At 62.7% G+C, this 25,324-nt stretch carries 27 protein-coding genes and 2 tRNA genes; 15 read left to right on the top strand and 14 right to left on the bottom strand.

Annotated elements, in window-relative coordinates:
• Window positions 1-25: 25 nt before the first annotated feature.
• Both glyS and N0P34_RS16000 read left to right on the top strand, forming a co-directional pair.
• On the top strand, window positions 26-2,050 hold the full coding sequence (gene glyS / locus N0P34_RS16005; protein ID WP_275604220.1) for a glycine--tRNA ligase subunit beta: 2,025 nt from the start codon (window positions 26-28) through the stop codon (window positions 2,048-2,050).
• Window positions 2,051-2,212: 162 nt separating this feature from the next.
• Window positions 2,213-3,193: a DUF808 domain-containing protein gene (locus N0P34_RS16000; RefSeq protein WP_275604219.1), complete on the top strand. Its 981-nt coding sequence runs from the start codon at window positions 2,213-2,215 to the stop codon at window positions 3,191-3,193.
• Between the two features lie 147 nt (window positions 3,194-3,340).
• Here the strand turns inward: N0P34_RS16000 and rnhA are convergent, their stop codons facing one another.
• Genes rnhA through ispH form a run of 3 tightly spaced genes read right to left on the bottom strand, consistent with a single transcriptional unit; the run spans window position 3,341 to window position 5,297 of the window.
• Window positions 3,341-3,811, bottom strand: coding sequence for a ribonuclease HI (gene rnhA, locus N0P34_RS15995; protein WP_275604218.1), 471 nt, complete (start codon window positions 3,809-3,811; stop codon window positions 3,341-3,343).
• Window positions 3,808-4,332, bottom strand: a complete 525-nt coding sequence (locus tag N0P34_RS15990; protein ID WP_275604217.1) for a GNAT family N-acetyltransferase — start codon at window positions 4,330-4,332, stop codon at window positions 3,808-3,810. The genes rnhA and N0P34_RS15990 overlap by 4 nt, the downstream gene beginning before the upstream one ends.
• Window positions 4,329-5,297 carry a 4-hydroxy-3-methylbut-2-enyl diphosphate reductase gene (gene ispH, locus N0P34_RS15985; RefSeq protein ID WP_275604216.1) on the bottom strand — a complete coding sequence of 323 codons (969 nt, stop codon included), beginning with the start codon at window positions 5,295-5,297 and terminating at the stop codon, window positions 4,329-4,331. Before ispH ends, N0P34_RS15990 begins: the two co-directional genes overlap by 4 nt.
• Window positions 5,298-5,418: 121 nt before the next feature.
• Here ispH and N0P34_RS15980 point away from each other — a divergent pair, with 121 nt between their 5' ends.
• Together N0P34_RS15980 and N0P34_RS15975 are read left to right on the top strand one after the other, a co-directional pair.
• Complete coding sequence (locus N0P34_RS15980; protein ID WP_275604215.1) at window positions 5,419-7,689, top strand: putative PEP-binding protein; 2,271 nt, start codon at window positions 5,419-5,421, stop codon at window positions 7,687-7,689.
• An 82-nt stretch (window positions 7,690-7,771) separates the two neighbouring features.
• On the top strand, window positions 7,772-8,317 hold the full coding sequence (locus N0P34_RS15975) for a hypothetical protein (protein ID WP_275604214.1): 546 nt from the start codon (window positions 7,772-7,774) through the stop codon (window positions 8,315-8,317).
• A 243-nt stretch (window positions 8,318-8,560) separates the two neighbouring features.
• Here the strand turns inward: N0P34_RS15975 and N0P34_RS15970 are convergent, their stop codons facing one another.
• Window positions 8,561-9,880, bottom strand: a complete 1,320-nt coding sequence (locus tag N0P34_RS15970; protein ID WP_345774437.1) for a dihydroorotase — start codon at window positions 9,878-9,880, stop codon at window positions 8,561-8,563.
• Between the two features lie 119 nt (window positions 9,881-9,999).
• Here N0P34_RS15970 and N0P34_RS15965 point away from each other — a divergent pair, with 119 nt between their 5' ends.
• From N0P34_RS15965 to N0P34_RS15955, 3 genes are all read left to right on the top strand, one after another.
• The gene (locus N0P34_RS15965; RefSeq protein ID WP_275604213.1) at window positions 10,000-10,821 is read left to right on the top strand and encodes a folate-binding protein; all 822 of its coding nucleotides are present in this window, start codon (window positions 10,000-10,002) and stop codon (window positions 10,819-10,821) included.
• 161 nt (window positions 10,822-10,982) lie between these two features.
• Window positions 10,983-11,600, top strand: coding sequence for an HD family hydrolase (locus N0P34_RS15960; protein ID WP_275604212.1), 618 nt, complete (start codon window positions 10,983-10,985; stop codon window positions 11,598-11,600).
• A gap of 114 nt (window positions 11,601-11,714) precedes the next feature.
• A complete protein-coding gene (locus N0P34_RS15955; RefSeq protein ID WP_275604211.1) occupies window positions 11,715-12,182 on the top strand; it encodes a hypothetical protein in 468 nt (155 codons plus the stop codon).
• Between the two features lie 194 nt (window positions 12,183-12,376).
• On the opposite strand, the gene N0P34_RS15950 is transcribed toward N0P34_RS15955, so the two are convergent.
• The 4 genes from N0P34_RS15950 to N0P34_RS15935 all read right to left on the bottom strand — a co-directional run bounded on the left by N0P34_RS15950 (window position 12,377) and on the right by N0P34_RS15935 (window position 14,860).
• Window positions 12,377-13,393 (bottom strand): cell wall hydrolase, encoded by a 1,017-nt coding sequence (locus tag N0P34_RS15950; protein ID WP_275604210.1) that lies wholly within the window; start codon window positions 13,391-13,393, stop codon window positions 12,377-12,379.
• Window positions 13,394-13,697: 304 nt separating this feature from the next.
• Window positions 13,698-13,976 carry a hypothetical protein gene (locus N0P34_RS15945; protein WP_275604209.1) on the bottom strand — a complete coding sequence of 93 codons (279 nt, stop codon included), beginning with the start codon at window positions 13,974-13,976 and terminating at the stop codon, window positions 13,698-13,700.
• 83 nt (window positions 13,977-14,059) lie between these two features.
• Window positions 14,060-14,425 (bottom strand): TIGR02301 family protein, encoded by a 366-nt coding sequence (locus tag N0P34_RS15940; protein ID WP_275604208.1) that lies wholly within the window; start codon window positions 14,423-14,425, stop codon window positions 14,060-14,062.
• Between the two features lie 36 nt (window positions 14,426-14,461).
• Window positions 14,462-14,860 (bottom strand): NUDIX domain-containing protein, encoded by a 399-nt coding sequence (locus N0P34_RS15935; RefSeq protein ID WP_275604207.1) that lies wholly within the window; start codon window positions 14,858-14,860, stop codon window positions 14,462-14,464.
• A gap of 80 nt (window positions 14,861-14,940) precedes the next feature.
• On the opposite strand from N0P34_RS15935, the gene N0P34_RS15930 reads away from it, so the two are divergent.
• Both N0P34_RS15930 and N0P34_RS15925 read left to right on the top strand, forming a co-directional pair.
• A complete protein-coding gene (locus tag N0P34_RS15930; protein WP_275604206.1) occupies window positions 14,941-15,687 on the top strand; it encodes an SOS response-associated peptidase in 747 nt (248 codons plus the stop codon).
• A gap of 207 nt (window positions 15,688-15,894) precedes the next feature.
• A complete protein-coding gene (locus tag N0P34_RS15925) occupies window positions 15,895-16,389 on the top strand; it encodes a hypothetical protein (protein ID WP_275604205.1) in 495 nt (164 codons plus the stop codon).
• 71 nt (window positions 16,390-16,460) lie between these two features.
• Here the strand turns inward: N0P34_RS15925 and N0P34_RS15920 are convergent, their stop codons facing one another.
• Complete coding sequence (locus N0P34_RS15920; protein WP_275604204.1) at window positions 16,461-17,018, bottom strand: hemerythrin domain-containing protein; 558 nt, start codon at window positions 17,016-17,018, stop codon at window positions 16,461-16,463.
• A gap of 77 nt (window positions 17,019-17,095) precedes the next feature.
• Window positions 17,096-18,511, bottom strand: coding sequence for an FAD-binding oxidoreductase (locus tag N0P34_RS15915; RefSeq protein WP_275604203.1), 1,416 nt, complete (start codon window positions 18,509-18,511; stop codon window positions 17,096-17,098).
• 106 nt (window positions 18,512-18,617) lie between these two features.
• Between N0P34_RS15915 and fabI the strand changes: the two genes are divergently transcribed.
• From fabI to aroC, 3 genes are all read left to right on the top strand, one after another.
• Window positions 18,618-19,427, top strand: a complete 810-nt coding sequence (fabI, locus tag N0P34_RS15910) for an enoyl-ACP reductase FabI (RefSeq protein WP_275604202.1) — start codon at window positions 18,618-18,620, stop codon at window positions 19,425-19,427.
• A gap of 29 nt (window positions 19,428-19,456) precedes the next feature.
• Window positions 19,457-20,095, top strand: a complete 639-nt coding sequence (locus N0P34_RS15905) for a histidine phosphatase family protein (protein ID WP_275604201.1) — start codon at window positions 19,457-19,459, stop codon at window positions 20,093-20,095.
• A 66-nt stretch (window positions 20,096-20,161) separates the two neighbouring features.
• Complete coding sequence (gene aroC / locus N0P34_RS15900) at window positions 20,162-21,277, top strand: chorismate synthase (RefSeq protein ID WP_275604200.1); 1,116 nt, start codon at window positions 20,162-20,164, stop codon at window positions 21,275-21,277.
• Between the two features lie 166 nt (window positions 21,278-21,443).
• On the opposite strand, the gene N0P34_RS15895 is transcribed toward aroC, so the two are convergent.
• Window positions 21,444-21,656 (bottom strand): hypothetical protein, encoded by a 213-nt coding sequence (locus N0P34_RS15895; protein WP_275604199.1) that lies wholly within the window; start codon window positions 21,654-21,656, stop codon window positions 21,444-21,446.
• A 598-nt stretch (window positions 21,657-22,254) separates the two neighbouring features.
• A complete protein-coding gene (locus N0P34_RS15890; protein ID WP_275604198.1) occupies window positions 22,255-23,172 on the bottom strand; it encodes an MBL fold metallo-hydrolase in 918 nt (305 codons plus the stop codon).
• Between the two features lie 89 nt (window positions 23,173-23,261).
• Here N0P34_RS15890 and N0P34_RS15885 point away from each other — a divergent pair, with 89 nt between their 5' ends.
• Together N0P34_RS15885 and N0P34_RS15880 are read left to right on the top strand one after the other, a co-directional pair.
• Complete coding sequence (locus tag N0P34_RS15885) at window positions 23,262-23,876, top strand: biotin transporter BioY (protein WP_275604197.1); 615 nt, start codon at window positions 23,262-23,264, stop codon at window positions 23,874-23,876.
• Between the two features lie 303 nt (window positions 23,877-24,179).
• A complete protein-coding gene (locus N0P34_RS15880) occupies window positions 24,180-24,395 on the top strand; it encodes a cold-shock protein (protein WP_275604196.1) in 216 nt (71 codons plus the stop codon).
• A gap of 83 nt (window positions 24,396-24,478) precedes the next feature.
• Here the strand turns inward: N0P34_RS15880 and N0P34_RS15875 are convergent, their stop codons facing one another.
• Window positions 24,479-24,736, bottom strand: a complete 258-nt coding sequence (locus N0P34_RS15875; protein WP_275604195.1) for a hypothetical protein — start codon at window positions 24,734-24,736, stop codon at window positions 24,479-24,481.
• Between the two features lie 223 nt (window positions 24,737-24,959).
• Window positions 24,960-25,036 (bottom strand) — tRNA-Pro (locus N0P34_RS15870).
• Between the two features lie 161 nt (window positions 25,037-25,197).
• On the opposite strand from N0P34_RS15870, the gene N0P34_RS15865 reads away from it, so the two are divergent.
• Window positions 25,198-25,272, top strand: a tRNA-Gln gene (locus N0P34_RS15865).
• The last annotated feature ends 52 nt before the right edge of the window (window positions 25,273-25,324 follow it).

The following is a 25,324-nucleotide window of genomic DNA, read 5'->3' as shown; positions in this document are numbered from 1 at the left end:
CGCCCATTCCAATCGGTAAGCCATCATGCCCGAACTGCTGCTCGAACTCTTCTCCGAGGAAATCCCGGCCCGCTTCCAGCGTCGCGCCGCCGAAGACCTCAAGAAAGCTGTCACCAATTCTCTGGTCGATGCAGGTTTGGTCTATGAGGGCGCCAAGGCATTCGCCACGCCGCGTCGCCTGGCGCTGACAATATCCGGCCTGCCGCCGCGCTCCCCCGATACGCGCGAAGAAAAGAAGGGCCCCAAGGTCGGTGCCCCCCAGCCCGCAATCGACGGCTTCTTGCGCGCGGCCGGCCTGTCGTCCATCGACCAGGCAACAATTCAGAGCGACCCCAAGAAGGGCGATTTCTACATCGCGCTGATCGAAAAGCCCGGCGCCGACGCGGTCGAACTGCTGTCCGCCATCCTGCCGAAAATCCTCACCGATTTCCCCTGGGCCAAATCCATGCGCTGGGGCTCGGGCAGCTTCAACTGGGTGCGTCCGCTGCGCGCCATCACCGCCACATTCGGCACCGAAAACGACGAACCCATCGTCGTGCCCTTTGCCGCCGCCGGCATTGAAGCGGGCCAGACCACGTTCGGCCATCGTTTCCTCGCGCCCGACGCCATCCGCGTAAAACGCTTCGACGACTACGTGACCGCACTTGAGCGGGCCAAGGTCGTTCTCGATATCGACCGCCGCAAGGACATTATTCGCGCCGATGCCGATCACCTCGCCTTCGCGCAGGGGCTGACTGTCATCGCCGATGAAGGCCTACTCGAAGAAGTCGCCGGCCTCGTCGAATGGCCCAATGTCATGATGGGCAGCTTTGATCCTGATTTCCTCAAACTCCCCGAGGAAGTCATCATCGCCACCATCCGCGCCAACCAGAAATGCTTCTGCCTCCGCGATGGATCGGGCAAGCTGGCGCCGAACTTCATCATCATTTCCAATACCGTCCCCACCGATGGTGGCGCCACAATCGTGGCGGGCAATGAACGCGTCATCCGCGCGCGCCTCTCCGACGCGATGTTCTTCTACAATTCCGATCTGGCGCTGCCGCTCGAGCATGGCCTGCCCAAGCTCGAAGAGACGGTGTTCCACGCCAAGCTCGGCAGCCAGTTTTCGCGCATCGAGCGCCTGGTCAAGCTTGCCGGCGAGATCGCCCCGCAGATCGGCGCCGATCCGGAACGCGCCAAGCGCGCCGCCATGCTGGCCAAGGCCGATCTCACCACCCAGATGGTCGGTGAATTCCCCGAGCTGCAGGGCCTGATGGGCCGCTACTACGCCACCGCCCAGGGCGAGCCCGCCGATATCTCCACCGCCGTCGAAATGCACTACAAGCCGCTTGGCCCCACCGATCAGGTTCCCACCGAGCCGGTCTCCATGGCCGTTGCGCTCGCCGACAAGATCGATCTGCTTACCGGCTTCTGGTCGATCGACGAAAAGCCCACCGGCTCGCGCGACCCGTTTGCGCTGCGCCGTGCAGCGCTGGGCGTCATCCGCATCATCACCGAGAACGGGCTCAAATTCCCGCTCCAGGTCGATGCCGATCTCCTCGCCTTCTTCCATGACCGCCTGAAGGTGTCGCTGCGCGAATCCGGCGCCCGTCACGATCTCGTCGACGCAGTGCTCTCGGCCGACAGCGACGATATGCTGCAGATCACCCAGCGGGCGGAGGCCCTGTCGAGCCTGCTCTCCACCGACGACGGTGCAAATCTGCTGGCCGGCTACAAGCGCGCTGCCAATATCCTCGCGGCCGAGGAAAAGAAGGACGGCAAGGCCTATGCCGGTGCCGTCGATCAGTCGGCGCTCAAGCTGCCCGAGGAAACCGCGCTCGCCGCCGCCGTCGAGGCGGTCCACGCCGCCGTGGCCTCTCATGTCGGCAAGGATGACTACAAGGCCGCCATGGGCGATCTCGCCACCCTGCGCGCGCCTGTGGATGCCTTCTTCACCGCGGTGCTCGTCAACGATGCCGATGCGGCCATCCGCACCAATCGCCTCAACCTCCTCGCCCGCCTCCGCGACACCATGCGTCTCGTCGCCGATTTCGGGAAAGTCGCGGGCTAAGTCACCAGACCGGCCACATCCCCGAGCTGCCTCCCTCCCCCCTCGCGGGGAGGGATTGAGGGTGGGGGGACGAGAGCCACGCTGTATCCTCGTTGACTGCCCCCTTGGCACCAACTGCCGCGCCGCGCATTATCCGATCGAAGTTTCTCGGAGTTTCCAAATATGTCTGTCGGCCTGATCGCCCTGCTCGATGACGTTGCAGGCCTGGTAAAAGTCGCGGCTGCCTCTCTTGATGACATAGCCGGCCAGGCGGCCAAGGCCGGTGTGAAGGCCGCCGGCGCCGTCATCGACGACGCAGCGGTCACCCCCAATTACGTCCACGGTTTCACCGCCGACCGCGAACTGCCCATCGTCGGCAAAATCGCCTGGGGCTCGATCAAGAACAAGCTGCTGTTCCTGCTCCCCGCCGCGCTTCTGCTCAGCCTTTTTGCGCCCTGGGTGATCACGCCACTGCTCATGCTGGGCGGTGCCTATCTCTGTTACGAAGGCGCAGAGAAGGTCTTTCATCTCTTCGCGCCGCACGAGGCGGAGCAGCATGAAGCCTCCCTTGAGCCGGCCTCGCTTGCATCCACCTCGCTCGAGGACCAGAAGATTTCCGGCGCCATCAAGACCGATTTCATTCTCTCGGCCGAGATCATGACCATCATCCTGGCCGCGATCGATGTCGAGAATTTCTGGACCCGCGCGGCCATCCTCGCCGTGGCGGGCATCGGCATCACCATCGCCGTCTATGGCGCCGTGGCGCTGATCGTGAAGGCCGATGATTTCGGCCTGCTTCTGGCCAGGAAGGGCCGCACCCAGACCGGCCGCGCCTCGGGGCGCTTCATCGTCAAGGCCATGCCCGGCTTCATGCAGGTCCTGAGCCTTGTCGGCACCGCCGCCATGACCTGGGTCGGTGGCAGCATTGTCGCCCACGGTCTTTATGAATTCGGTTTCGATGGACCCGAACATATCATCGAGGCAGCCGCCCATTGGGCCCAGGCCGCCTTGCCCTCGATCGCCGGGGTGGCGGGATGGTTCGCCACGGCCGCCGTCGACTTCGTCTTCGGCCTGGTCCTCGGCGCCATCCTCATCCCCATCGCCGGCTACATCATCGCCCCGGCCTGGCGCACGATAAAGCACGCACTGCCCAGGCGGGCCTGAGCCCTGTCCAGCGCGTCGTCTCCTGCGCGGCGGTGATTTGCAGCAAAGCGCGCGGGGGAAGGCCTCCCACCCTCAGTCCCTCCCCACAAGGGGGAGGGAGGCGATAGGACTGACGTCCGAGGCTCATCAGCCAAAACGCGACGCCCCTCAAACCGGAGGCGCAAAACTCCCGGCCTTCTTGCCCTTGAACGGGGCCATGCCTTCGCGGGCCAGTTCGTCGGCGCGCTCATTGAGTTCGTCGCCGGCATGGCCCTTCACCCAATGCCAGGAAATCTCGTGGCGCTTGGTGGCTGCGTCCAGCGCCTGCCACAGCTCGACATTCTTCACCGGCTTCTTGTCGGCCGTCTTCCAGCCATTGCGCTTCCAGCCATGCATCCAGCTCTGCACGCCGTTCTTGACATATTGGCTGTCGGTATGGATCTCGACCGTGCAGGGGCGCGTCAGGGCATTCAGCGCCTCGATGGCCGCGGTCAGCTCCATCTTGTTGTTGGTGGTCAGCTGCTCGCCGCCCTTGAGCTCCTTGCGGTGCTGGCCGAACTGCAGAATAGCGCCCCACCCGCCGGGCCCCGGATTTCCCGAACAGGCGCCGTCGGTGTGGATGATAACTGTTTCGCTCATGCCGCAGGGCGCCTCAAAATATGGAACTGGCAGGGCAGCCCGTAATGGTCGATGGCGACATGGGTCTTTTCCATGCCGATATTGGTCAGGATGGCGAGGGATGGGGCATTCTCGACATGGGCCATGCCGATGAAGTGCTCGCCCTTGTCATGGGCAAAGAACCAGTCGCGCAGCCCGGCCGCCGCTTCGCTCGCATAGCCATTGCCGAAAAATTCTTCGAACAGCGTATAGCCGATCTCCGGCTCGCCTGTGGGCGGATAGATGCCGAACCCGGCGCGCCCCACCAACTGTCCATCCGATTTGCGCCGCACCCGCAGCTTGCCGAACTGGTGCGTTTCGAACAGCGTGATCCAGTGCGCCACCGCTTCTTCGCATTGCGCCCGGCTATAGGGCACGCCCTTGGTCGTCAGATAGCGCGTCGCCCGCTCGGTGCCGTGAAGGCGCATCAGGTCATCGACCTGGTCCATGCGCCAGCCCGACAGCACCAGCCGCTCGGTCTCGAACAGATCGAGACCGCTCATCGACCGGCCGTTTCGAGGTCCCGCAACACGCGCGGAATGTTGAAGGCGATATTTTCGACCGCCGTGGTCTTGGTCTCGACCTTGACCTCGTAACGCGCCGCAAACGCGTCGATCACTTCTTCGACGAGGCTCTCCGGCGCCGAGGCCCCGGCGCTCACGCCCAGCGATTTGATGTCGCCATAAAGCGACCAGTCGATATCGCTGGCCCGGTCGACCAGCGTCGCGACGCGGCAGCCCGAGCGCAGCGCGACTTCGACGAGGCGCTGCGAATTGGACGAATGGGGCGAGCCCACCACGATCATGGCATCGACCAGCGGCGCCACCGCCTTGATCGATTCCTGCCGATTGGTCGTGGCGTAACAGATGTCTTCCTTATGCGGTCCATTGATGGCCGGGAAGCGCGCCTGTAGCGCCGCGACGATCTCGCGCGTGTCATCGACGCTGAGCGTCGTCTGCGTCACGAAGGCAAGGTTTTGCGGGTCGCGCGGGGTGAAAACATTGGCGTCGGCCACGGTTTCGATCAGGGTGACAGCCCCCTGCGGCAATTGGCCCATCGTGCCGATAACTTCCGGATGCCCCTCATGTCCGATCAGCACGATTTCGTGCCCCTCGGCAAAATGGCGCTGCGCTTCCACATGCACCTTGCTCACCAGCGGGCAGGTCGCATCGAGGAAAAACATGTTCCGGCTCTTGGCATCGGCCGGCACGCTCTTGGGCACACCATGGGCCGAAAACACCACAGGAGCCTCGGTTTCGGGGATTTCATCGAGTTCTTCGACGAAAATCGCGCCTTTATCCTTGAGGCCGTCGACCACATATTTGTTGTGAACGATGGCGTGGCGCACATAAACCGGCGCGCCATATTTCTGCAGCGCCAGTTCCACGATCTGGATGGCGCGGTCCACGCCGGCGCAGAAACCGCGCGGGGCACAGAGCATGATGTCGAGATGTGGCCTTTTTTCCATAAGAGATCAGATGCTTTCAGCACCCCGCCAAGTCAAGTCCTGTTGCAGCAGGGCAGGGGGGTGAGGCAGTATGGTTTCGTTGTGAAGGCAAGGCGGTGGTTTTGTGAGTTTGGCGCAGGAAATGTTTGCGGTCGCCCCGGCTCTGGGGAAGGCAAACCTCAGCGCCGCCCAACTTAAAGTGTTGGCTGGCAAGGCGCGGTGGATTTTCCGCGTCGGCGAAACCGGCTTCCCCACAATCCCCACCATTGCCATTACCCGTGCCGCCTGGGATGGCCTGCAGGCCGAGCGCGCCCGCCGCGATATTCGCCTGCGCACCCATTGGGTGGCGTGCCTGTTCAAGCTCGTCGGCAAGGATGGCAAGCCGCCTCTTCTCGTCGTGCGCACTTCGGCTGCCGCGCACAATGGCGGCCTCCAGCCAGCCCGCCTCGGCATTCCTGCCCCCACCGCGCCCGAAGATGCGGTCGATCCGGGCCGCCCACTCGCCCGCGCCATCAAGCAGGCCTTCGAGAGCTATGGCTTTCCCGGCGCCGGCTGGGGCACCTCCCGCTCCGAGGAAGATCGTGCCCGCCAGATCGTCTTGGTTCAGGCCGTCGCCGAGGGCCAGATCGAGCAATTTCTCACCCGCAATTCCGTCACCGGCGTTCTCGGTCCCGCGCCGCTCAACGGCTCGCCCGTGCCGCGCCTGCCCGACAGTGTCGATGCGCTGATCAGCCTGCTCGATGCCAAGGCCGGCCGCCACATGGCCTGTCTCGTCGCCATCCATCAGGGCGAAGTCAAATTCCTCTCGGCCCGCCCGGTCCAGGCCACCGCCGCAGGCGAACTCGAAGCGGCCGTCGACCGCGTCAACCGCAAGGTGTGGAGCCCTCACAACGCGGTCACCCGCGTCGATCCCAATCGCCTCACCCAATTGCTGCATCCCCGCCTCAAATCGGCCGAGGACGCAACGCCCATCGCCACCGGCCTCGGGGTTTCCCCCGGCGCGGCCAGCGGCATCATCACCTTCAATGCCGAGGACGCAGCGCGCCTGCGCGCCCGCGGCAAGCACTGCATTCTGGTGGTCAACGAAACCGGCCCGGCCGATATCGAAGGCATGAAGGCGGCGACCGGCATTCTCACGGCCCGCGGTGGCATGACCAGCCATGCCGGCGTTATCGCCCGCATCACCGGCAAGCCCTGCGTCGCGGGCGTTCGCACGCTCAGCGTCGACACCACCGAAATGGTCTGCCGCATCGGCGACCGCGAATTCCGCGCCGGTGATCGCCTCACCATCGATGGCAGCGATGGCAGCGTTTATCTCGGCACGCTGCCGTTGGCGCAGCCCCATATTGGCGGGGCCATCGGCAAGCTGCTCGGCTGGTCCGATGCCAGCCGCACCATTTCCGTGCGCACCAATGCAGAATCGCTCGAGGCCGCCGCAACCGCCCTGTCCTTTGGCGCTGAAGGCGTGGGCCTGGCGCGCTCCGAGCATATGTTCTTCTCGCCCGAGCGCATGGTCGCCCTGCGGCGCATGATCCTGTCGGAAGACGAGGAAGCCCGCCGCCGCGCCATCCACGGCCTCGTCGATTTTCAGACCGGGGACTATTCGGCCCTTTTCGGCGCCATGAATGGCCTGCCGGTCAATGTTCGCCTCTTCGATCCGCCGCTGCACGAATTCCTGCCGCGCACCGATGAGGAAATCGAGGACACCGCCGCCTCGCTCGGCGTCGCCGTGCGCGCCCTTCGGCTCCGGCTCGAGCGCATTGCCGAGATCAATCCCATGCTCGGCCATCGCGGTGTGCGGCTGGCCATCACCTATCCAGAAATCCTGCAGATGCAGATCCAGGCCGTGCTGGCCGGCGCCCGCGCCGCCAGCGAGCGGCAGTCCGCGCCGGTGCCGGTCGAAATCATGGTGCCCTTCGTCTCTACCGCCAGCGAAGTGGCGTGGGTGCGCGACCATGTGATGAACATCGTCGAAAATTCCGGCCTCGCGCGCTCCGAAAGGGTCAAATTCTCCTTCGGCACCATGATCGAGCTGCCGCGGGCATGCCTCCGCGCCGGGGAGATCGCCGGCATGGTCGACTTCCTGTCCTTTGGCACGAACGATCTGACCCAGACTACGTTCGGCATTTCGCGCGACGACGCGCCGACCTTCCTCGCCGCCTATCAGCGCAAGGGCATCTATGAGCGCGATCCGTTCGTCACCATCGATGAAAAGGGCGTCGGCGAATTGATCGCCATCGCCATCGAGCGGGGCAGGGCTGCCAATCCCAAACTCAAGATCGGCATTTGCGGCGAACACGCCGGCGATCCCACCTCGCTGCAATTCTTCTCGGGCCTTGGCATCGACTATGTCAGCTGCTCGCCCTACCGCGTTCCCGTGGCCCGCCTGACGCTGGCGCAGGCCTCGGGCTGAATTTTCCCCATTACAAACCCGTCAGTTCCATCCCATATGAAGCCGTGGCACAGTGCCTAAAAAGGGAAGGAAAAAACCGCTCGTGACAAAGTTTGGGGCTCTGTTCGCACTCGCTCTTCTGGCTCTGCCCAGCTCTGCCATGGCTCAGTCCGGCGCCCAATGCGCCGCCATTGCCCCCGATGCCGAACGGCTCGCCTGCTATGACGGGATTTTCCTGAACGGCGCGGCATCCGCGCAAGCCCTTTCCGCCAGCGTTGAAAGCGAACAGCTCATTCCGGCCCGCCCCAGCGGCCGTGCCCCGGCAACGGTCACCATTGCCTGCGAGGCCGGCAATCTCAGCGTCGCCTTCGCCTTTGCCGGCAACACCATGTCGGCGCTTGGCCGCGATGCCGGCCTCACCCTCCAGAACGATCTGCAGCAGGCCCGCAGCCGCACTCTGCCCGTCAATGCCGACAACACCGCCCTCGTCATCGCGGCCCCCGGCGAAGCTGCCGCCTTTCTCGATACGCTGGTCGGCACGAGCAACCTCACCGCCCGGGTCACCCCGGTCAATTCCCGCTCCCTCTCCGTCCGCTTCAACGCCCCCGCCATCCTCGAAGCCGCCACTCCGGTGCGCGCTGCTTGTTGATCGGGATTTGACAGACCCCCACCCAACCTCCCCCTGAGAAGGGGGAGGGGCGCATCGGGGCTCTCGATATCTCAGCGTCCACCGGCCTGTCCCTCCCCCTTTTAGGGAGAGGCTAGGAGGGGGTTCAAAGCCACCTCCACAGTGTCATTCCCGCGAAAGCGGGAACCTCTGTTTCTCTATAAGCACAGGCCAACGGAGGTCCCCGCTTGCCCGGGGATGACGCGCTCGTGGGTAATAAGCCCCCTACAGCGCCTCGATAAACCGCATCGGCTGGCCCACATGCGGGGTCACCAGCTCGCCGTCCCACATCACGCGATTGCCGCGCACCACCGTGCCCACCGGCCAGCCGGTGACGGTGACGCCGTCATAGGGCGTCCAGCCGGCGCGGGATTTGATCCATTCATTGGTGATGGTTTCGCGGCGCTTCATGTCCACCACAGTCAGGTCGGCATCATAGCCCACTGCGATCCGGCCCTTATTGGCGATGCCAAAAATCCGGTTCGGGCCGTGGCTCGACATATCGACAAAGCGCTGCAGGCTCAGCTTCCCGGCATTCACATGGTCCAGCATGGTCGGCACCAGCGTCTGCACGCCCGTCATGCCCGAATGGCTCTCCGGGTAGGGGTGATCCTTTTCCTCGCGCGTATGCGGCGCATGGTCCGAGCCCAGCACATCGGCCACCCCATTGGACACGCCCTTCCAGATCCCTTCACGATGGACCGCATCGCGGATCGGCGGGTTCATCTGCACATAGGTGCCGAGCCTGTCATAAGCGGTCTCGTCGAGCGTCAGATGGTGCGGCGTCACCTCCACCGAGGCCACATCCTTGTGGTCGGCGAGATAGACGATCTCTTCCTTGGTCGAGATATGCAGCACATGGATGCGCTTGCCGGTCTTGCGGGCGAGGTTCACCAGCCGCGTCGTGCAGCTCATCGCCACCTCAGGCGAGCGCCACACCGGGTGGCTCGACGGATCGCCCGGCACGCGCAGACGCTTGCGCTCCTCGAGCATGTATTCGTCTTCCGAATGGAAAGCGGCGCGGCGCGAAATGGCGCGGAGAATGGCCTCTACCCCCGCATCGTCCTGCACCAGCAACGAGCCGGTGGACGAGCCCATGAACACTTTTATGCCTGCGCAGCCCGGCAGCTTTTCGAGCTCGGCCAATTCGCCGACATTGTCGTGCGTGCCACCGATATAGAAGGCGAAATCGCAGTGCATGCGATTGGTGCCGGCCGCGATCTTGGCCTCAAAGGTCTCCCGCGTCGTGGTCAGCGGATTGGTGTTCGGCATTTCGAACACGCCTGTAACGCCACCCATCACTGCCGCCAGAGATCCGCTCTCGAGGTCTTCCTTGTGCGTCAGCCCCGGCTCGCGAAAATGCACCTGGCTGTCGATCACGCCGGGCAGGATATGCAGCCCCGTGCAGTCGATCACTTCGGCCGCGTCGCCCGTGACATTGCCCAGCGCCACGATGCGCCCGTTCTTGACCGCGATATCGGCAAGCCCCTCGCCATCATGGTTGACGACGGTGGCGTTCTTGAAAATCGTGTCATACTGCGCCATGTCTGCGGTCCCGGCTCGGTTGGAATTGCCCCGGTTCTAGTGGCTTGCGGGCGCCCCTGTCCATCCCACCTCCGGGTCATATCCGCCAAAGCGGACGCCTGTTTTTCATGGAGTGCCTGATGGCCATCATCCTGCGTGCCGATCGCGCGATCTTCCGTTTCTCCGGTCCCGATGCCCATCGCCTGCTCAATGACGTGCTGACCGGCCACATCCCCACCGAACCCGGTCCCGCAGCCGCCTGGGCTTTGCTCTCGCCCCAGGGAAAAATCCTCGCCGAGGGCCTCGCCGGCTTCTTTGACGACGCGCTCTGGCTCGACGTGCACCACTCCGTCGCCGACGACTTCTTCAAGCGCATGAAGATGTACCGCCTGCGCGCCAAGGCCGACATTGAGGATCTCCGCGAGACCCACCGCGTCGGCTTCTCGGCGACTGAAATCCCCGGCGCCCAGCCCGATCGCCTCGGTCCGGTGCAACTCGGCTGGCGCATCATCGCGCCCGTCGAGGCCACCACCGACTGGATCGCCGACGACAGCACCTATCACGAGGCCCGCATCGCCGCCGGTATCCTCCATCAGGGCAATGATTTCCCCGCCAACGACGCCTTCGCCCATGATCTCGGCCTCGACATCGTGGACGGCATCGACTTCGCCAAGGGCTGCTATGTCGGCCAGGAAGTCGTCTCGCGCATGAGGCACCGCGGCACCGCCCGCCGCCGCCCGGTTGTCGTCTCCGACCTTACCGCGCCCACCGGCACCCCCATCCTCGCCGGCACCCGCGAAGCGGGCACGATCGGTCAGGTGGTGGGCGGCAAAGCTCTCGCCATTCTCCGCCTCGACCGCATCACCGATTTTTCCGCCGTCACCGCCGACGGCAAACCCGTTACTCTCACGCTGCCCAGCTGGGCCAATTACCAATTCGGCGACGTCGCCGCGGAGGAGTAGGGCCGGATCAAGTCACCCCCACCCTCACTCCCTCCCCCTCCGTGGGGAGGGAGTGAGGGTGGGGGGCGAGAGCCCCGATGCCTCGTCAAAACACCAGACATTCTCGAATCGCCGCCATCTGGTAGTGTCTCGCCAACACCCAATCAGCGAACTCCGCCCTGATGTCCCGAACCGCCTCCCGCGCCTGGCAGCGTATGCTGTCCGGCCGCCGCCTCGATATTCTCGATCCCTCGCCGGTCGATGTGGAGCTCTCCGACATCGCCCATGGGCTGGCGCGCGTCGCCCGCTGGAACGGGCAGACCATCGGCGATTATCCCTTTTCGGTGGCCCAGCATTCCGTGCTGGTGTTGGAAGTGTTTCGCGCCGCAAACCCGGACGCGGGCGTCCACGCCCAGCTCCAGACGCTGCTTCATGATGCACCTGAATATGTCATGGGCGACATCATCTCGCCCTTCAAGGCGGCGATGGGCGGCAATTACAAGGATGTCGAAAACCGGCTTCTGTCGGCCATCTACCTGCGCTTCTCGCTGCCGGCGACGCAGCCGGCGGCCCTGACCAAGCTGATCAAGAAGGCCGATCGCGAGGCAGCCTATTTCGAGGCCACGAATCTGGCGGGCTTCGAAGCGGCCGAGGCGCGACGCCTGTTCGGCGAACCGAGCTTTCCGGCATTCGAGGTCGATGAATTCGATCGCCTCATTCGGCCCTGGCCGACACGCGAAGCGCATGACCGCTTCATTGCGGCCTTCGAAGAGCTGGCAGCGCTCATCCCTCACGCCTGAAAATCAATGCAAAATTAACCATGTTTGCAAGATTGCATCGTGGCGTCCGCCCAGTCATGGTTACTGATCCGTTAAGAGAACTGTATCGTTTTGGATCAGAATGGGACGCTCGCCATGAAAAACCTGCTTCGCCACGCCCCTGGTTTGGTCACGAGCATTGTCATGGCCGCCGCGCTCGCATCCCCTTCCATTGCCGATGGCATAGATCCCGATAGATTGGTAAAGTTCGGCGAGCGGGACTATATCGTCGACTATGCCGATTGGGTGTCGACCGATCCGATCTCCATGCACCGCGTCAAGAAGATCGAGGCGGGCAGGGTGAGCGAGGTGGCCATCACCCGCACCAGCACCGGCACCTATTCGACCGACGCGCTGACCTCGCGCCACGTGCAATATCCCGGCATCACGGTGCGTACTGCCGAACCTCGGACCGTCAGCTTCGCGCAATGGGCGGGCGGGCAATGGACCAGCTTCGAAGTCCAGAGGGGCAATTCCTTCGTCTCGGTCTCGACCTACAAGACCCGTGACGGCAAGACCCGCACTACCAGCTGCATCACCACGGCGAGCTTTTGGTACTGTTAGGTTTTTGAGTTCTTCGGGGTGTGAGGCAGTAGCCATCAACCCCCACCCTTGATCCCTCCCCACAAGGGGGAGGGAGAGCGACTTGTGAGCAAGTGGCTCCAGCCATCACCGGCCTGGCTTCCCTCCCCCTACGTGGGGAGGGAGTGAGGGTGGGGGGATGAGAACCACCGACCTATCAGTGGTTGCCAAAAGCCTTACCCGAACAGCCAGCCGCGCTTGAATTTGTAGAACACGTGCAGCCCGATCTGGGTCACCTTTTCCATGCGCGGTGCCCAGGCCGGGCGAACATAAGTGGCATGGTAGTGGGTCGAATCGCCGACTTCGGTCAGGTAGAGCTGGCCCTTGGTGAACTGGCTGGCGATATCTTCCGCCTGTGCCCAGGATTCGCGCTCGGTAATAACCTCGGGAATGCCGTCGCAGGCAAAGGAGAACTGGCACGAATTCTTGCGATGCTGGTTCTGGAACACCACGCCGCAGATCGTGTCGGGATAGCGGTGGTCCTTGGTGCGGTTCATCACCACCTGCGCCACGGCAACCTGGCCGCGATAGCTTTCGCCCCGTGCTTCGAAATAGATGGCGGTCGCCAGGCACCAGAGTTCGCGCTCTGAAACGGCAACGGCATCGCCGGTGGCGTAGCTTCCCGTCACCGGCGCATTGGCGCGGGCATAGGCAAGCTGTTCCGAGGCGATGGCGGGCAGGGGCGTCGAACTGCCGCCCAGCGAGGCCGTCTGCGGGGCAATGCCGGCAATGGCGTCGAGCGCGGCGGCCGTGGCGGGGTTGATTCCCGCCGGATTGATGGAGGAGGGATCGACCGCGGCGACCGACATGCGCGGGCCAGAATCGGTTTCGGCCGCCTTGGGCATGTCCAGATCGGCAAGCCTGGTCTGTGCCAGATCGGTCGGATCGGATGGCGAAGCCCGCAACGCCGCCAGGCGCACCCGCACTTCCTCAAAGCTGCGGGACACGGCGAGCACATCCACGGCCGGCCGATACCGGTCGCTCTTCTCGCCGCGATTGGGCCCCATGAAACTTGCTGTTGCAAACAGATGATCGACAGACCCGGTAATCACCGGATCGGCTCCCGAATAGCTCAGGCTCGCTTTGGCCAGCTCTATTTGGGGCGCGCTCGCATCCATGCTCGGCAGGTCTCCTGCCGGGCCGAATGCGCCGCTGGCGCAGGTGAGATAGGTGAGGGATGCAACAAATCCCAACGCCATCGTCCTGGCGAAGGGAAATCCTCGGCGAACCGCTCTGGCGGCGTGCGACTGCACGGCCGGCCGGGGGGAATGGGCCATAAAACGCTACTCAACACTACGCAACACGAACTAGCTCGGCAAAAGTGACGCTAAAATGCCGACAATTCAGATGATCGCTTATTAAGGTTAGCAGCGCGTTAAATGCCCAAGAGGGCGAGGCTGTGGTCGACCCGAGGCGAAAATTTGACAGGCCAATCTGTCGCAGTTTGGGACAGATTGGCCCAATACTGACGCTAAGGTCCTGCGAGGGAGCGGAGAATTACTGGAGAACGCGCTCGAGATTGTATTCGCCCGCGCGGATGCGATCGGGCAATTGAGCGATCATCTCGGCAGTCGCGTCGTCGCCATGCATGCGCACGAAAGTCGCCAGCGCCGCAAAAAGCGAGGCATGAGCCAGCGCCGCGCTTTCCAGCCCGTCTTCTTCGGCATTGTTCCAGGCTTCGGCCAGATATTCGAGCGCGATCTGGCGCTCGACCTGCCCTTGCTCTGAGGGGCCGTTATCGGAAGCTGGCGAAAAAAGTGTCTTGGTGCTGGGCATGAAGTCCAGTTAGCACAGCGTTTTTTCGCTGGCGCGGCAGAAGTAACCCGAAGGTTAACGGGAGGTAGGCAATTTTCCCGATCCTATTCGGCGAACCGAGTATGGATATCGCGCGCCAGGCGTTGCGCTTCCAGAAGGAGCCGGCCAAGCGCTTCGCGCGAGGCGGGGGTGCACTGCTTGTGAAAGCGCGAAAAGGCGGTGTAGCCGCTGTTGAACGCTCCGGCGAGGCGCTGCCGTCGGTCCTCGTCGGGCTCGTCGAGCGTGATCAGTTCGGACATCTGCACCCGCCAGTCCTCGGTTCCCGCTTTGCACAGCGGCTGCAGGTAATAAAGGCTGCCCATCACCTCGGCCAGCCGCTCCATCTGCCGCTGATAGGGCGGATCGATCGCCAGTGCCGGCGCTGCGCTGAGCGCCAGAAGAACAAGGCTGGTGCGGAAAAGTCTGATCAAGTCGGTGTCCCGGAACGGCGCTCGGCGATCTCTATATCACCGCTCCGCCAAAACTGCGAAAGCCTGCTCGATCACGAGGTCGAGCCGCGACGTCGTCCGCATCGCGATCAGTGCCGCCGGGTCCACCCATTTATGGTCGGCGACCTCGTCGGACGGCGTGATCTTGCCGGAAAAATCGGTGGTCACGAACACGGCCAATTGATAGCTCTCGTCCCGGCCCAGCGACTGGGTCACCACATGGCGCGGATTGCGGATGGTGACGCCCAGTTCCTCGATCAGCTCGCGCACAGCACATTGCTCGATGGTCTCGCCATCCTCGAGCCGGCCACCCGGCAGCGTCCACAAATGCTGATACGGCGCAAAGGCCCGCTTGATCAGCAGAACTTTGCGCTCACGAATGAGCGCCACACTCGCGGCATTGGGTTGGTCAATCATGGCCTGCACATTTGCGATTCGGTTCTTTAGACACTACCTCTTTCCTCGACCAAAAGCCCCTGATCAAAGGCGAGTGCGCCATGTGTGGACGCTATGCGGCAACCCTGCCGCCCGAAATGATGGCCGAACTGTTCAAGCTCCTGAACAGTATCGAGATGGTGCCGCGCTACAATATCGCGCCGACCCAGCCCATTGCCGCCATCTGGGAGGAGGGCGGCCGTCGCGAGGGCCATTTCGCCCGCTGGGGGCTGGTGCCGCGCTGGGTCAAGGATCCGCGCGAATTCCCGCTGCTGATCAATGCCCGCGCCGAGTCCATGGCCGACAAGCCCGCTTTCCGCGATGCGCTCAAGCATGGCCGCTGCATCGTCCCGGCGAGCGGCTATTACGAATGGCATACCGGCCCCGACAAGAAGAAGCGCCCCTATTACATCACCCGCGCCGATGGCCAGCCCATGGCGTTGGCCGGGCTCTATGCCACCTGGAGCGGGCCGGAGGGCGAGGAGGTCGACAGCGTCGCCACCATCACCGTAGCCGCCAACCGGCAATTGTCCGAGATCCACGACCGCATGCCCGCCATCCTTCTCGACGATGCCGAGATCGACGCCTGGCTCAATGTCCGCGAAATCCGTGCCTCCGAAGCCGCCCAGATGGCCCTGCCGCTCGAAGATGGGGTGCTCAAATTCCATCCCGTCTCCACCCGGGTCAATTCCGCTAGGGATGATGACCCCGGCCTTATCCAACCCGTCACCCACGAACTCCCCGAGCCACCCCCCGCGCGCCCCAAAAAGGCCGCCGGCGGCAGTGGCGGGCAGATGGATCTCTTTTAGGGGGTCACTTGATCATAGTGCTGCCCAGAAGCAATGGAGCTTTGGGCTCGCTGCGATAGTCGACATTCAGAAAATACTCTAGCGTTGGTCAGCATTCCGGAATCTCGTGTGGGTCCCGGGGGCTGTTGCTTATGAGATTTCCTATATCGAGATCTGGCCAAGTAAATCTTGGTAAGTAACCTATAGAGTGGTCTATGAGGGGGGCTTATGGCATTGGTATTTAAATCAGCTCATCGACGGGCGTTTTGGACCGCATTCGCGTTTTCGGTGGCCACGGAGTACGTTGTTTTCGTGGCCATTTTCTTATTCAGTTTCGACTGGAACCCGTATTCTTGGCTCTGGGGCATGTTGGCTGTAATTGCGCTGCAACTGGCGCTGGCTCTGTATGGGCTATTTTCGTTCGCTCGCCGCGCCCTATGGTATTTTTGGATTGAGCGTGACGACCGGGCTCAACTGATCGCAGATGAATTCAATCGACTTAACTTTCCCCGCCCAGACGGGTTCTACAACGATGCGGATCAATATCTGACGGAGGTCGCTCTTTCACCCGCGACGTCACCCGAAGCTGCGCTGTTCGCAGGGACACTTATTGGCATGTTGAATGCGCACCGGTCCAATGGACCAAGAAGTGAGGCATTGTTCTTGGCGATGAGCGTTGAGCGCGCAATGTTGAAAATGCTACCTTGGTCAGCGCTTCCGTAGTTGTTCAAAAAAGCCGGCGGCAGTGGCGGACAGATGGATTTGTTGTGAAGCGCGAGCTTCGGGCGAACGTCCTACATAATGTCGAAATAGCCCAGCGCGTCGCCGATGGCGTCTTCCTCATAGCCGAGATGGGACAGGAGGACGCGTTCGAGCGCCTCGTAGACGGTGCGAGCTCTGGCGAAATTGTCCGGGCCAGGCGCGCTTGCCAATGCGCTGAGCGCATCGATCAGCCGCACCAGCAATTCGTGCACCACCACATGTTCTGCCTGCAGGCGCTCGGCGATCTTGCGGAAACCCTCACCCTTTTCGGCGAGTGCCGGAAAGAGGTGGTAGTCCTCGATGGAATGGTGGGTGTTGACCACCTGGCAATACTGGCCGCACAAATTACCGAACCGCCGGTAATTGGCGACGATTTCCAGATTGCCGGTTTCGGCGGCGATATCGGCCTGCGTGGCGGAACCGGCATTGGCCCGCTCGATCAGCGCGCCAAGCGTTTTCATATTGTGGCGCAAATGGTCGTGAATCTGCTTGAGATGCCGACCGGGTTCGCGCTGCGCCTCGGTCAAACCCTCGATCTTGAGGATGGGCGGGCGGGTTTCATCGTCCAGAAATGCGATATTGAGCAACATGAAGCGTTAGATGGGGCGCTTCGCTCCGCCGCGCAAGACGGGCACGGCGAGGTGACTGGGTGCTCCCATTGTGCCCGTCACCCCAGCATCTTGCCGGGGTTGAGAATGCCATTGGGGTCGAGCGCAGTCTTGATCGCCCGCATCATCTCCAGCGCCACCGGGTCCTTCACCCGCTTCAAAAGATCGCTCTTGAGCTGGCCGATGCCATGCTCGGCCGACACCGAGCCGCCCAGCTTGAGCACGATCCCATAGATCACCTCATGCGCCGCCTCGTCATATTGGGCCATGAAGGCCTTGCCGTCCGCGCCCGCGGGCTGGCTGAAATTGAAGTGGATATTGCCGTCGCCCATATGTCCGAACGGCACCGGCCTTATGCCCGGCGCGAGCTTTTCCACCGCCGCCGAACCCTCTTCGATCAGCTGCGGAATGGCGTTCACCGGCACGGACACATCGTGCTTGATCGAGGCGCCTTCCTTGCTCTGGCATTCGCTCATCTGCTCGCGAAAATTCCACATCCGCGTCCGGTCGCTCAGCGCCTCGGCAATCACCGCGTCGGTAATGAGCCCCTGCTCGAACGCCGCCTCCAGCGCCGATTGCAGCGTGCCGGGCTCGGCCCCTGCCGGCCGCGCAATCTCGAGCAGCGCATACCAGGGGGAGGGGCTGGCGGTCGGATTCTTGTCGAGCATCCCATGCCGCAACTGGATATCGAGCCCGATCTGCGGAATGATCTCGAACGCATTGAGCCGCCCCCCGGCGCGCTGACGCAGCAATTCAAAAAGCCTCAGCGCCTGCCTCGGCGAGGCGATATTGACCAGCGCCGTCTCATAATCCTCCGGCAGCGGATAGAGCTTCAGCGTCGCAGCGGTGATGATCCCCAGCGTCCCCTCGGCCCCCACCAATACGTCCTTCAAGTCGTATCCGGTATTGTCCTTCTTGAGCGAATTGAGCCCATTGTAGAGCCGCCCATCGGCCAGGACGGCCTCCACCCCCAGCGTCAATTCCCGCGCATTGCCATAGGCCAGCACATTGACGCCCCCGGCATTGGACGACAGCACGCCCCCGATCCGCGCCGAGCCCTGCGAGGCCAGCCACAGCGGAAACATCGCGCCCGCCGCCTCGGCCGCCTTGTGCGCATTTTCGAGGATGACCCCGGCCTCCGCCGTCATCACCCCGCCGGCCGTATCGATCGCCCGCACCTTGTCGAGCCGGGCAAGGCTGACAATGACTTCATTGCCGAAGCGCGGCACCTGCGCCCCCACGAGCCCCGTATTGCCCCCCTGCGGGATCAGCGCCACCCGGTTCTCATTGGCCCAACGCGCTACTGCCTGCACCGCCGCAACATCAGGCGGCAGCACCACGGCGCTCGCTCCCTTGTGGAAGCGCTTGCGCGGCTCGTTGAGATAGCCGCCCATCCGCTCTGGCTGCCCAATGACGTTGTCCGCCCCCAAAATGTCGGAAAGAGCGCTCGTGATCGCGTTGGCATCAAGGGACATGGGTAAAACCGGGCTCCACAAGGGCAGGAAATGGCGTCGAACTTGCCGCAACTGCTTCCCGTGTGCCACAACCGGACAAACGACTCCAGATAAGGGAAACCGATCAATGGCCACTGGATTGATGGCAGGCAAGCGCGGGCTGATCATGGGCCTCGCCAACAACCGCTCGATTGCCTGGGGCATTGCCAAGCAATTGCACGCCCAGGGCGCGGAAATGGCGTTCTCCTATCAGGGCGAGGCGCTCAAGCGCCGCGTCGAGCCGCTGGCTGCCGAAGTCGGCTCCGATTTCCTCGTCGAGTGCGACGTCTCCGACGAAGCCGCGATGGACGAGACCTTCCGCCAGATCAAGGAAAAGTGGGGCAATCTCGACTTCGTCGTGCACGCCATCGGCTTCTCCAACAAGGACGAGCTCGAAGGCCGCTATCTCGACACCAGCCGCGACAACTTCGCGCTGACCATGGATATCTCGGTCTATTCCTTCACCGCCGTCGCCAAGCGCGCCGAGCCGCTGATGAACCCGGGCGGTTCGCTGCTGACGCTGACCTATTACGGCGCCGTCAAATATGTGCCGAACTACAACGTCATGGGCGTTGCCAAGGCGGCTCTCGAAGCTTCCGTGCGCTATCTCGCCGTTGATCTCGGCAAGAAGGGCATCCGCGTCAATGCCATCTCGGCCGGCGCCATCAAGACCCTCGCCGCTTCGGGCATTTCGGGCCTGCGCGACATGCTGCACTGGCAGGAAGCCAATTCGGCCCTGCGCAAGAACGTCTCGACCGACGATGTCGGCGGCGCGGCCACCTATCTCCTCTCCGATCTCGCCAATGGCGTGACCGGCGAAATCCATTATGTCGATGCCGGTTTCAACGTCGTGGGCATGAAGCTGCTCGACAGCGACACGCCTGAAACCAGCGAATAAAAGGACGTGCCGTCAGGCGCGCTATGTGAATGACTGCTCTCGAATGGCCGGACTTTTATTTCGCCCGGCATGGTGAGACCGACTGGAATCGCGAACAGCGTTATCAGGGCGCCCGGGACATTCCGCTCAATCGCGTTGGCCAATTGCAGGCCGACGCGAACGGGCCTTTGCTCCGGCAATTGCTGGAGCGCGATGGCGTCGATCCCGCATCGCTGAAATGGTTCGCCTCCCCGCTGAGCCGCGCCAGCGAAACCATGGATCGCATGCGTGCCGCCTTCGATGTCGAGCTGCCCCCGGTCATTCACGATCCGCGCCTCATCGAGATTTCCTTCGGCAATCTGGAAGGTCGCCTCCACTCCGAAATTGCGCGGGAGCAGGCTATTGCCCCGGGCCAGCGCGACGAGACCTATTGGCAGTTCCGTCCCGAGGGCGGCGAGAATTATGACGACGTCGCCGTGCGGCTCGTCGATTTCGCCCGCGAATTGACCCGCCATGCCGTGGTCGTTGCCCATGGCGGGGTTTTCCGCGTGCTTCGCCATTTGGTCGAGGGGGCGCCGCGCGCCCAGGTCCTCAATTGGGCGCCGCCCCAGGGGGCTGTGGCCCAGTTCTCTCGAGGGGGCATGGCCCTTTATTCGGCCGAAAACACCTGGGACGTGGAACTGGACTGACCCGGTCCTGCCGATTGACCGCATCGCCCGGTCTGCCTAGAAAGCTCGCGAGCAAGGGACCGCGTCATGTCGTTCAATAGTTTCGGGCATCTTTTCCGTTTCACCACCTGGGGCGAAAGCCATGGGCCCGCCCTTGGTGTCGTCGTCGATGGGTGCCCTCCCGGCGTCGTCCTCACGCCCGAGATGATCCAGCGCGATCTTGATCGCCGCAAGCCGGGCCAGTCGAAATACACCACCCAGCGCCGCGAGCCCGATGAGGTGAAAATCCTCTCCGGCGTGTTCGAGGACGAGCGCACCGATGGCCCGCGCACCACCGGCACCCCGATCTCGTTGATGATCGAAAACACCGATCAGCGCTCCAAGGACTATTCCGAGATCCGCGACAAATACCGTCCGGGTCACGCCGACTACACCTACGACCAGAAATACGGCATTCGCGACTATCGCGGTGGCGGCCGCACCTCGGCCCGCGAAACCGCAGCCCGTGTCGCCGCCGGTGCTGTCGCCCGCCAGATTCTGCAGGGTGTCACCGTCCGCGCGAGCCTCGTGCAGATGGGCCCGCACAAGATCGACTATGCCAATTTCGATTGGGCAGAAGTCGACGAAAACCCGTTCTTCTGCGCCGACCCCAAGGCCGCCGAACTCTGGGCGGGCTATCTCGATGGCCTCCGCAAGGATGGCAATTCGGTCGGTGCCGTCATTGAAGTCGTCGCCGAAGGCGTTCCGGCCGGCTGGGGCGCGCCCATTTATGGCAAGCTCAGCGCCGATCTTGCCTCAGCCATGATGAGCATCAATGCCGTCAAGGCGGTGGAAATCGGTGCCGGCTTCGAGGCCGCCAGCCTCACCGGCGTCGAAAACGCCGACCAGATGCGGGCAGGGGAGGCAAAACCCTATTTCCTCTCCAACCACGCCGGCGGCATTCTGGGCGGCATCTCCAATGGCGACCCCATTGTCTGTCGCTTTGCCGTCAAGCCGACCTCGTCCATCCTGACGCCGCGCCAGACCGTTACCACCCAGAACGAAGACGCCGACATCATCACCAAGGGCCGCCACGACCCCTGCGTCGGCATCCGCGCCGTCCCCGTCGGCGAAGCCATGATGGCCCTCGTCCTCGCCGACCACATGCTCCGCCACCGCGGCCAAACCGGCCGCGAAGGCGCAGTGGGGTTTGATCGGAACTAATTTTCTTCGCGCGCGGTGCCTGTCGACGGCACTCACGCTCCTCGCGCGACTAGTCCCCATTCCACCGTCATTGCCGGGCTCGTCCCGGCAATCCATCTTCTGCAGTCTGAACGCAACAGTCCCTTAGTTGCTGTGCGGGCAAATAGAGGAAAACGCTGGACAGGGTCTAGCGATAGTCCTTCCAATCGTCCGTCATCTGCGGCTCCTTACGGGCCCCGCTGCTGGCATTGGAGGGCGTTCTCCCGGAATTTTCGGCGATTGCCCGGAGGTGCTGCTCGACAAGCGCCATGAAGGCGATCGTGCCGCAAAGCATTGCCGCGAAAACCAAGCCAACCAGCCCACCAATGACCATGCCGAAGGCCCTAGCTGACTGCGACATCAGAGGGGATGCTCCCCCCGCAAACGCGCCAATAGCGACACACGCGAGGGCAATGATCCCATTCAAGAAAGTCATTGTTTCGAAGATGAAGCGGTTCACCATCGGCTCCTTAGCAAGCTGCGGTCGTCGCAGCACGGGTCAACGGGTGGGCCCGCCTTCGCATGCTGTACTTCTCGGTTTGAAGAGTTGTCTATAGTCGCCTGAGTGGTGCCAAAAACATCAATTCTGGATTCAGTTGTATAGGGTGGCGAGAATTCTGATTGTTAGTAATATTGCATATTATTCTGCAGTAAAGGGGCTGGTGCGTGCTTCTTGCCGGCCGTCGCTGACGGTAGACCAGCGTTGCTCATCGCAGTTCGGATTCTAGTCCCGCACCATGAGCTTTGCGCACCTGATAGCCCTCCACTAAAACGCCGCAGGCTCCTCCACCCCCGATGTCATCCCCGCGAAGGCGGGGACCTCCGTTTCATGTGCCGAACTGACGGCTGACCCCGATCTCACCTCCCCCTCGAAAGGGGGAGGCTAGCAAAGCTAGGCCGTCAGGCCGTAGCGACGCTCGGAGGGGGTGAAGACTCTCCGTCAAGCTCTGGCGCCCCCCTCACAGCACCCCCAACCGCGTCCCCAAAATTCCCCGCCGCACCAGAATTTCCTCCCGTTCCTCCAGGAACTCGATATGCGCATTGATTGTCATCAGCGCTGCCAGCCGCACTTTTGGCGGCTGTTGCGGATAGATGCGCCCGACCACGGCCAGCGGCGTCCGCGCGCCCGCCTTCACCGCCTCGATGATCTGCCGGTTCCGCATCCTGCGGTGTGCCCGCAGCGCCGTCGCATAGGCGGGGCCATCTTCAATCGGTCCGCCATGGGCGGGAAAATAGCGCCGATAGGGCAGGGCGATGAGCTTGTCGAGCGAGGCGAAATAGTCTGTCATCGATCCGTCCGGGGTCGAGACGAGGGTGGAGTTCCACCCCATCACATGATCGCCCGTCAGGAGCATGTCGGTGCCGGCGATGCCGAAGGCGAGATGATTGGCGCAGTGGCCCGGGGTCGCGTGGACGATGAGCTCGATATCCCCAGCCATGACGGTTTCCCCATCGACCAGTGTCCGGTCCGGCACGAGATCCCAGTCTGAAGAACGCCGGATCAGATTGCGCTCGAACCGCCGCAGGGGCCGCGACAGACGATGCCGGCCACCGAACCACAGCGGCGCTCCAAGCCTCTTGGCAAGGCTGGCTGCTGCAGCACTGTGGTCGCGATGTGTGTGGGTGAGGATGATGGCGTCGACCGGCCGTTCCCCGATCGCCGTCAGCAGCGCGACCTCATGTGCTTTATTTTCCGGGCCGGGATCGATAAGCGCAAGTCGCTGATGGCCCACAAGAAATGAATTTGTCCCGGTGAAAGTATAGGGCGAGGCATTCGGAGCGGTTATTCGCCCCACACCTTCCGCCACCATTATTTGCGTCCCCACCTGGGCGTCGAATTCTCTGTTATAGGCCGGACTGGCCGATTGGCTTACCATTGCGTGGGAACCGTCTAGCAGTTAGAACTTTGCCCCTGAAACGGTCGCAAGGGACTGGCGACCGGTGCAGTGACTATGAAAGGTATGAAATGGCCGTGATTTTGACCACGCCCAATACGCTTTTGGGTGCATTCCAGCCCAAGGGTGAAACCGCCAAGCTGGCCATCAATATGGTGACCGTGGTTTTGGGTACACTCCTCATTGCACTGGCGGCAAAGATCAACGTACCGGTCTGGCCTGTGCCGGTGACGTTGCAGAGCTTCGCCATTGCCGGCCTTGCCGCGGCTTTCGGCGCGCGCATCGGCGTTGCCACCGTCGCGCTCTATCTTCTCGAAGGCGCCATGGGCCTGCCCGTTTTCGCCACCGGCGGGGGCCTCGTCTATCTCGTCGGCCCGACCGGCGGCTTCCTGCTCGGCTTCCTCGTCATGGCTTGGATGATCGGCTCGGCCACCGACCGCGGCGCCTCGGCTCGCCCGCTGACCCTGTTCGGCGCTATGCTGGCCGCCGAAGCCGTGCTCCTGGCGCTGGGCTTTGCCTGGCTCGTCCTGATGGCCGGCCACGCGCAGTGGATCGACCAGACCAATGTCGTGGCCTCTGCCTTCGCCGGCGCGATCCAGCCTTTCCTCGTCTGGGACGTTCTGAAGATGGCCCTGGCGGCTCTGACCGTCACCGGTCTCTGGGCTGTGCTGCCCGCCCGACGCTGATCTTTCGGCACTCGGTAAAAACCCGAAGGCCAGCCTCGCGGCTGGCCTTTGTCGTTTTCGCACTCCGGTCTCGAAAATGCTAACCGTGTGTTAACATTAGAACGACCGATGATGGCCTTGTTCTCACCACTTATCCCTGTTAGAAGGTGCTCATACGTTTTCAGCCCAAGTCGGCTGCCTTCTGCCGGTCATTCCGGTCCTTTGGCTCACTGATCCACTTTGCGAACGTTTGTAGGCCCCCTTGCATGTTGCAGGTGGGAAACGCTCGTTCTGCTTCGGCTTCGAGCTTCAAGGAATATTCAAATGGCATCCATCACCGGTACCGTCAAATTCTTCAACACCACCAAGGGTTTTGGTTTCATCACCCCTGACAATGGCGGCAAGGACCACTTCGTCCATATCTCCGCTGTGCAGAACTCGGGTGTTGACGGTCTCTATGAGAACGACAAGCTCTCCTACGAAGTTGAGACCGGCCGCGACGGTCGCGAGTCCGCAATCAACCTCGTCCTGCAGAAGTAAGCGCTAAAGCGCTCCTGCAAGTTTTGAAGGTCGCCTCCGGGCGGCCTTTTTTGTTGTCTGTGCAACGACTTAGCCGACCTGCGCTACTGCGCCGCCGTCTCGCCGACAAAGACCCGGCTCAACGGGTAATCCTCGGAAAAATAGAGCCCACGAATGGCCTTGCCGTCATAGCGCACCTCGTCGGCCTCGACGAGCGAGCCCGACTGCACGGCGCTGGGGAGCTCTTCCATCGTGTAGCGAACCGCCTCGGCAAGAGACGGGAAGCGCTGATACCCGCCCACCTTTTTGAACTTGCCGCTGCGCCCAGGGTAAAGCTCTGCTGGGGCGTTATAATCTGTCATCGTCGTCTATCCTCTCAAAGCGTCGGCAAAGCCGACAGGCGGTGATGCGATGATCACGGCTCTCAGGAAAACGGGGGTATTGCGGGAGGCTCGACGCGCAAGAAGGGCGCTCTACTCATATAGGCATCAATAGCGCCCCATGTAAGGCGCAGGCCGGCCTCTCGATTGCTGGAGGCAAAAAAGAAACCGGGCGCTTCCGAAACTCGGAAACGCCCGGCTGTGTTGGTCGGAGTAGAGTGATTCGAACACTCGACCCCCTGCTCCCGAAGCAGGTGCGCTACCAGGCTGCGCTATACTCCGGCAAATCGCTTATTGGTGCACCATCGGGTGTCGGTGCAGCTGCGATGTGGCGGCGTTATAGCTGCGCTTTCCGAGCTATTCAAGCGCTTCCCACAACCTTTTCGTGCATAGTCGAACGGTTGTTGCACCCGATTTGCAAACCGTGTAGGAACCCGCGCAGTTGGGGTGTCGCCAAGTGGTAAGGCATCGGTTTTTGGTACCGACATTCCCAGGTTCGAATCCTGGCACCCCAGCCAAATCCACACATATTCCGTACCGCTGCGACGACACTCGGCATCAGACCATGGC

This window comes from Devosia sp. FJ2-5-3, from assembly GCF_029201545.1.
Classification (GTDB): Bacteria; Pseudomonadota; Alphaproteobacteria; order Rhizobiales; family Devosiaceae; genus Devosia.
The sequence above is the reverse complement of the archived record's forward strand: the minus strand, read 5'-3'. Positions and strand labels throughout refer to the sequence as shown.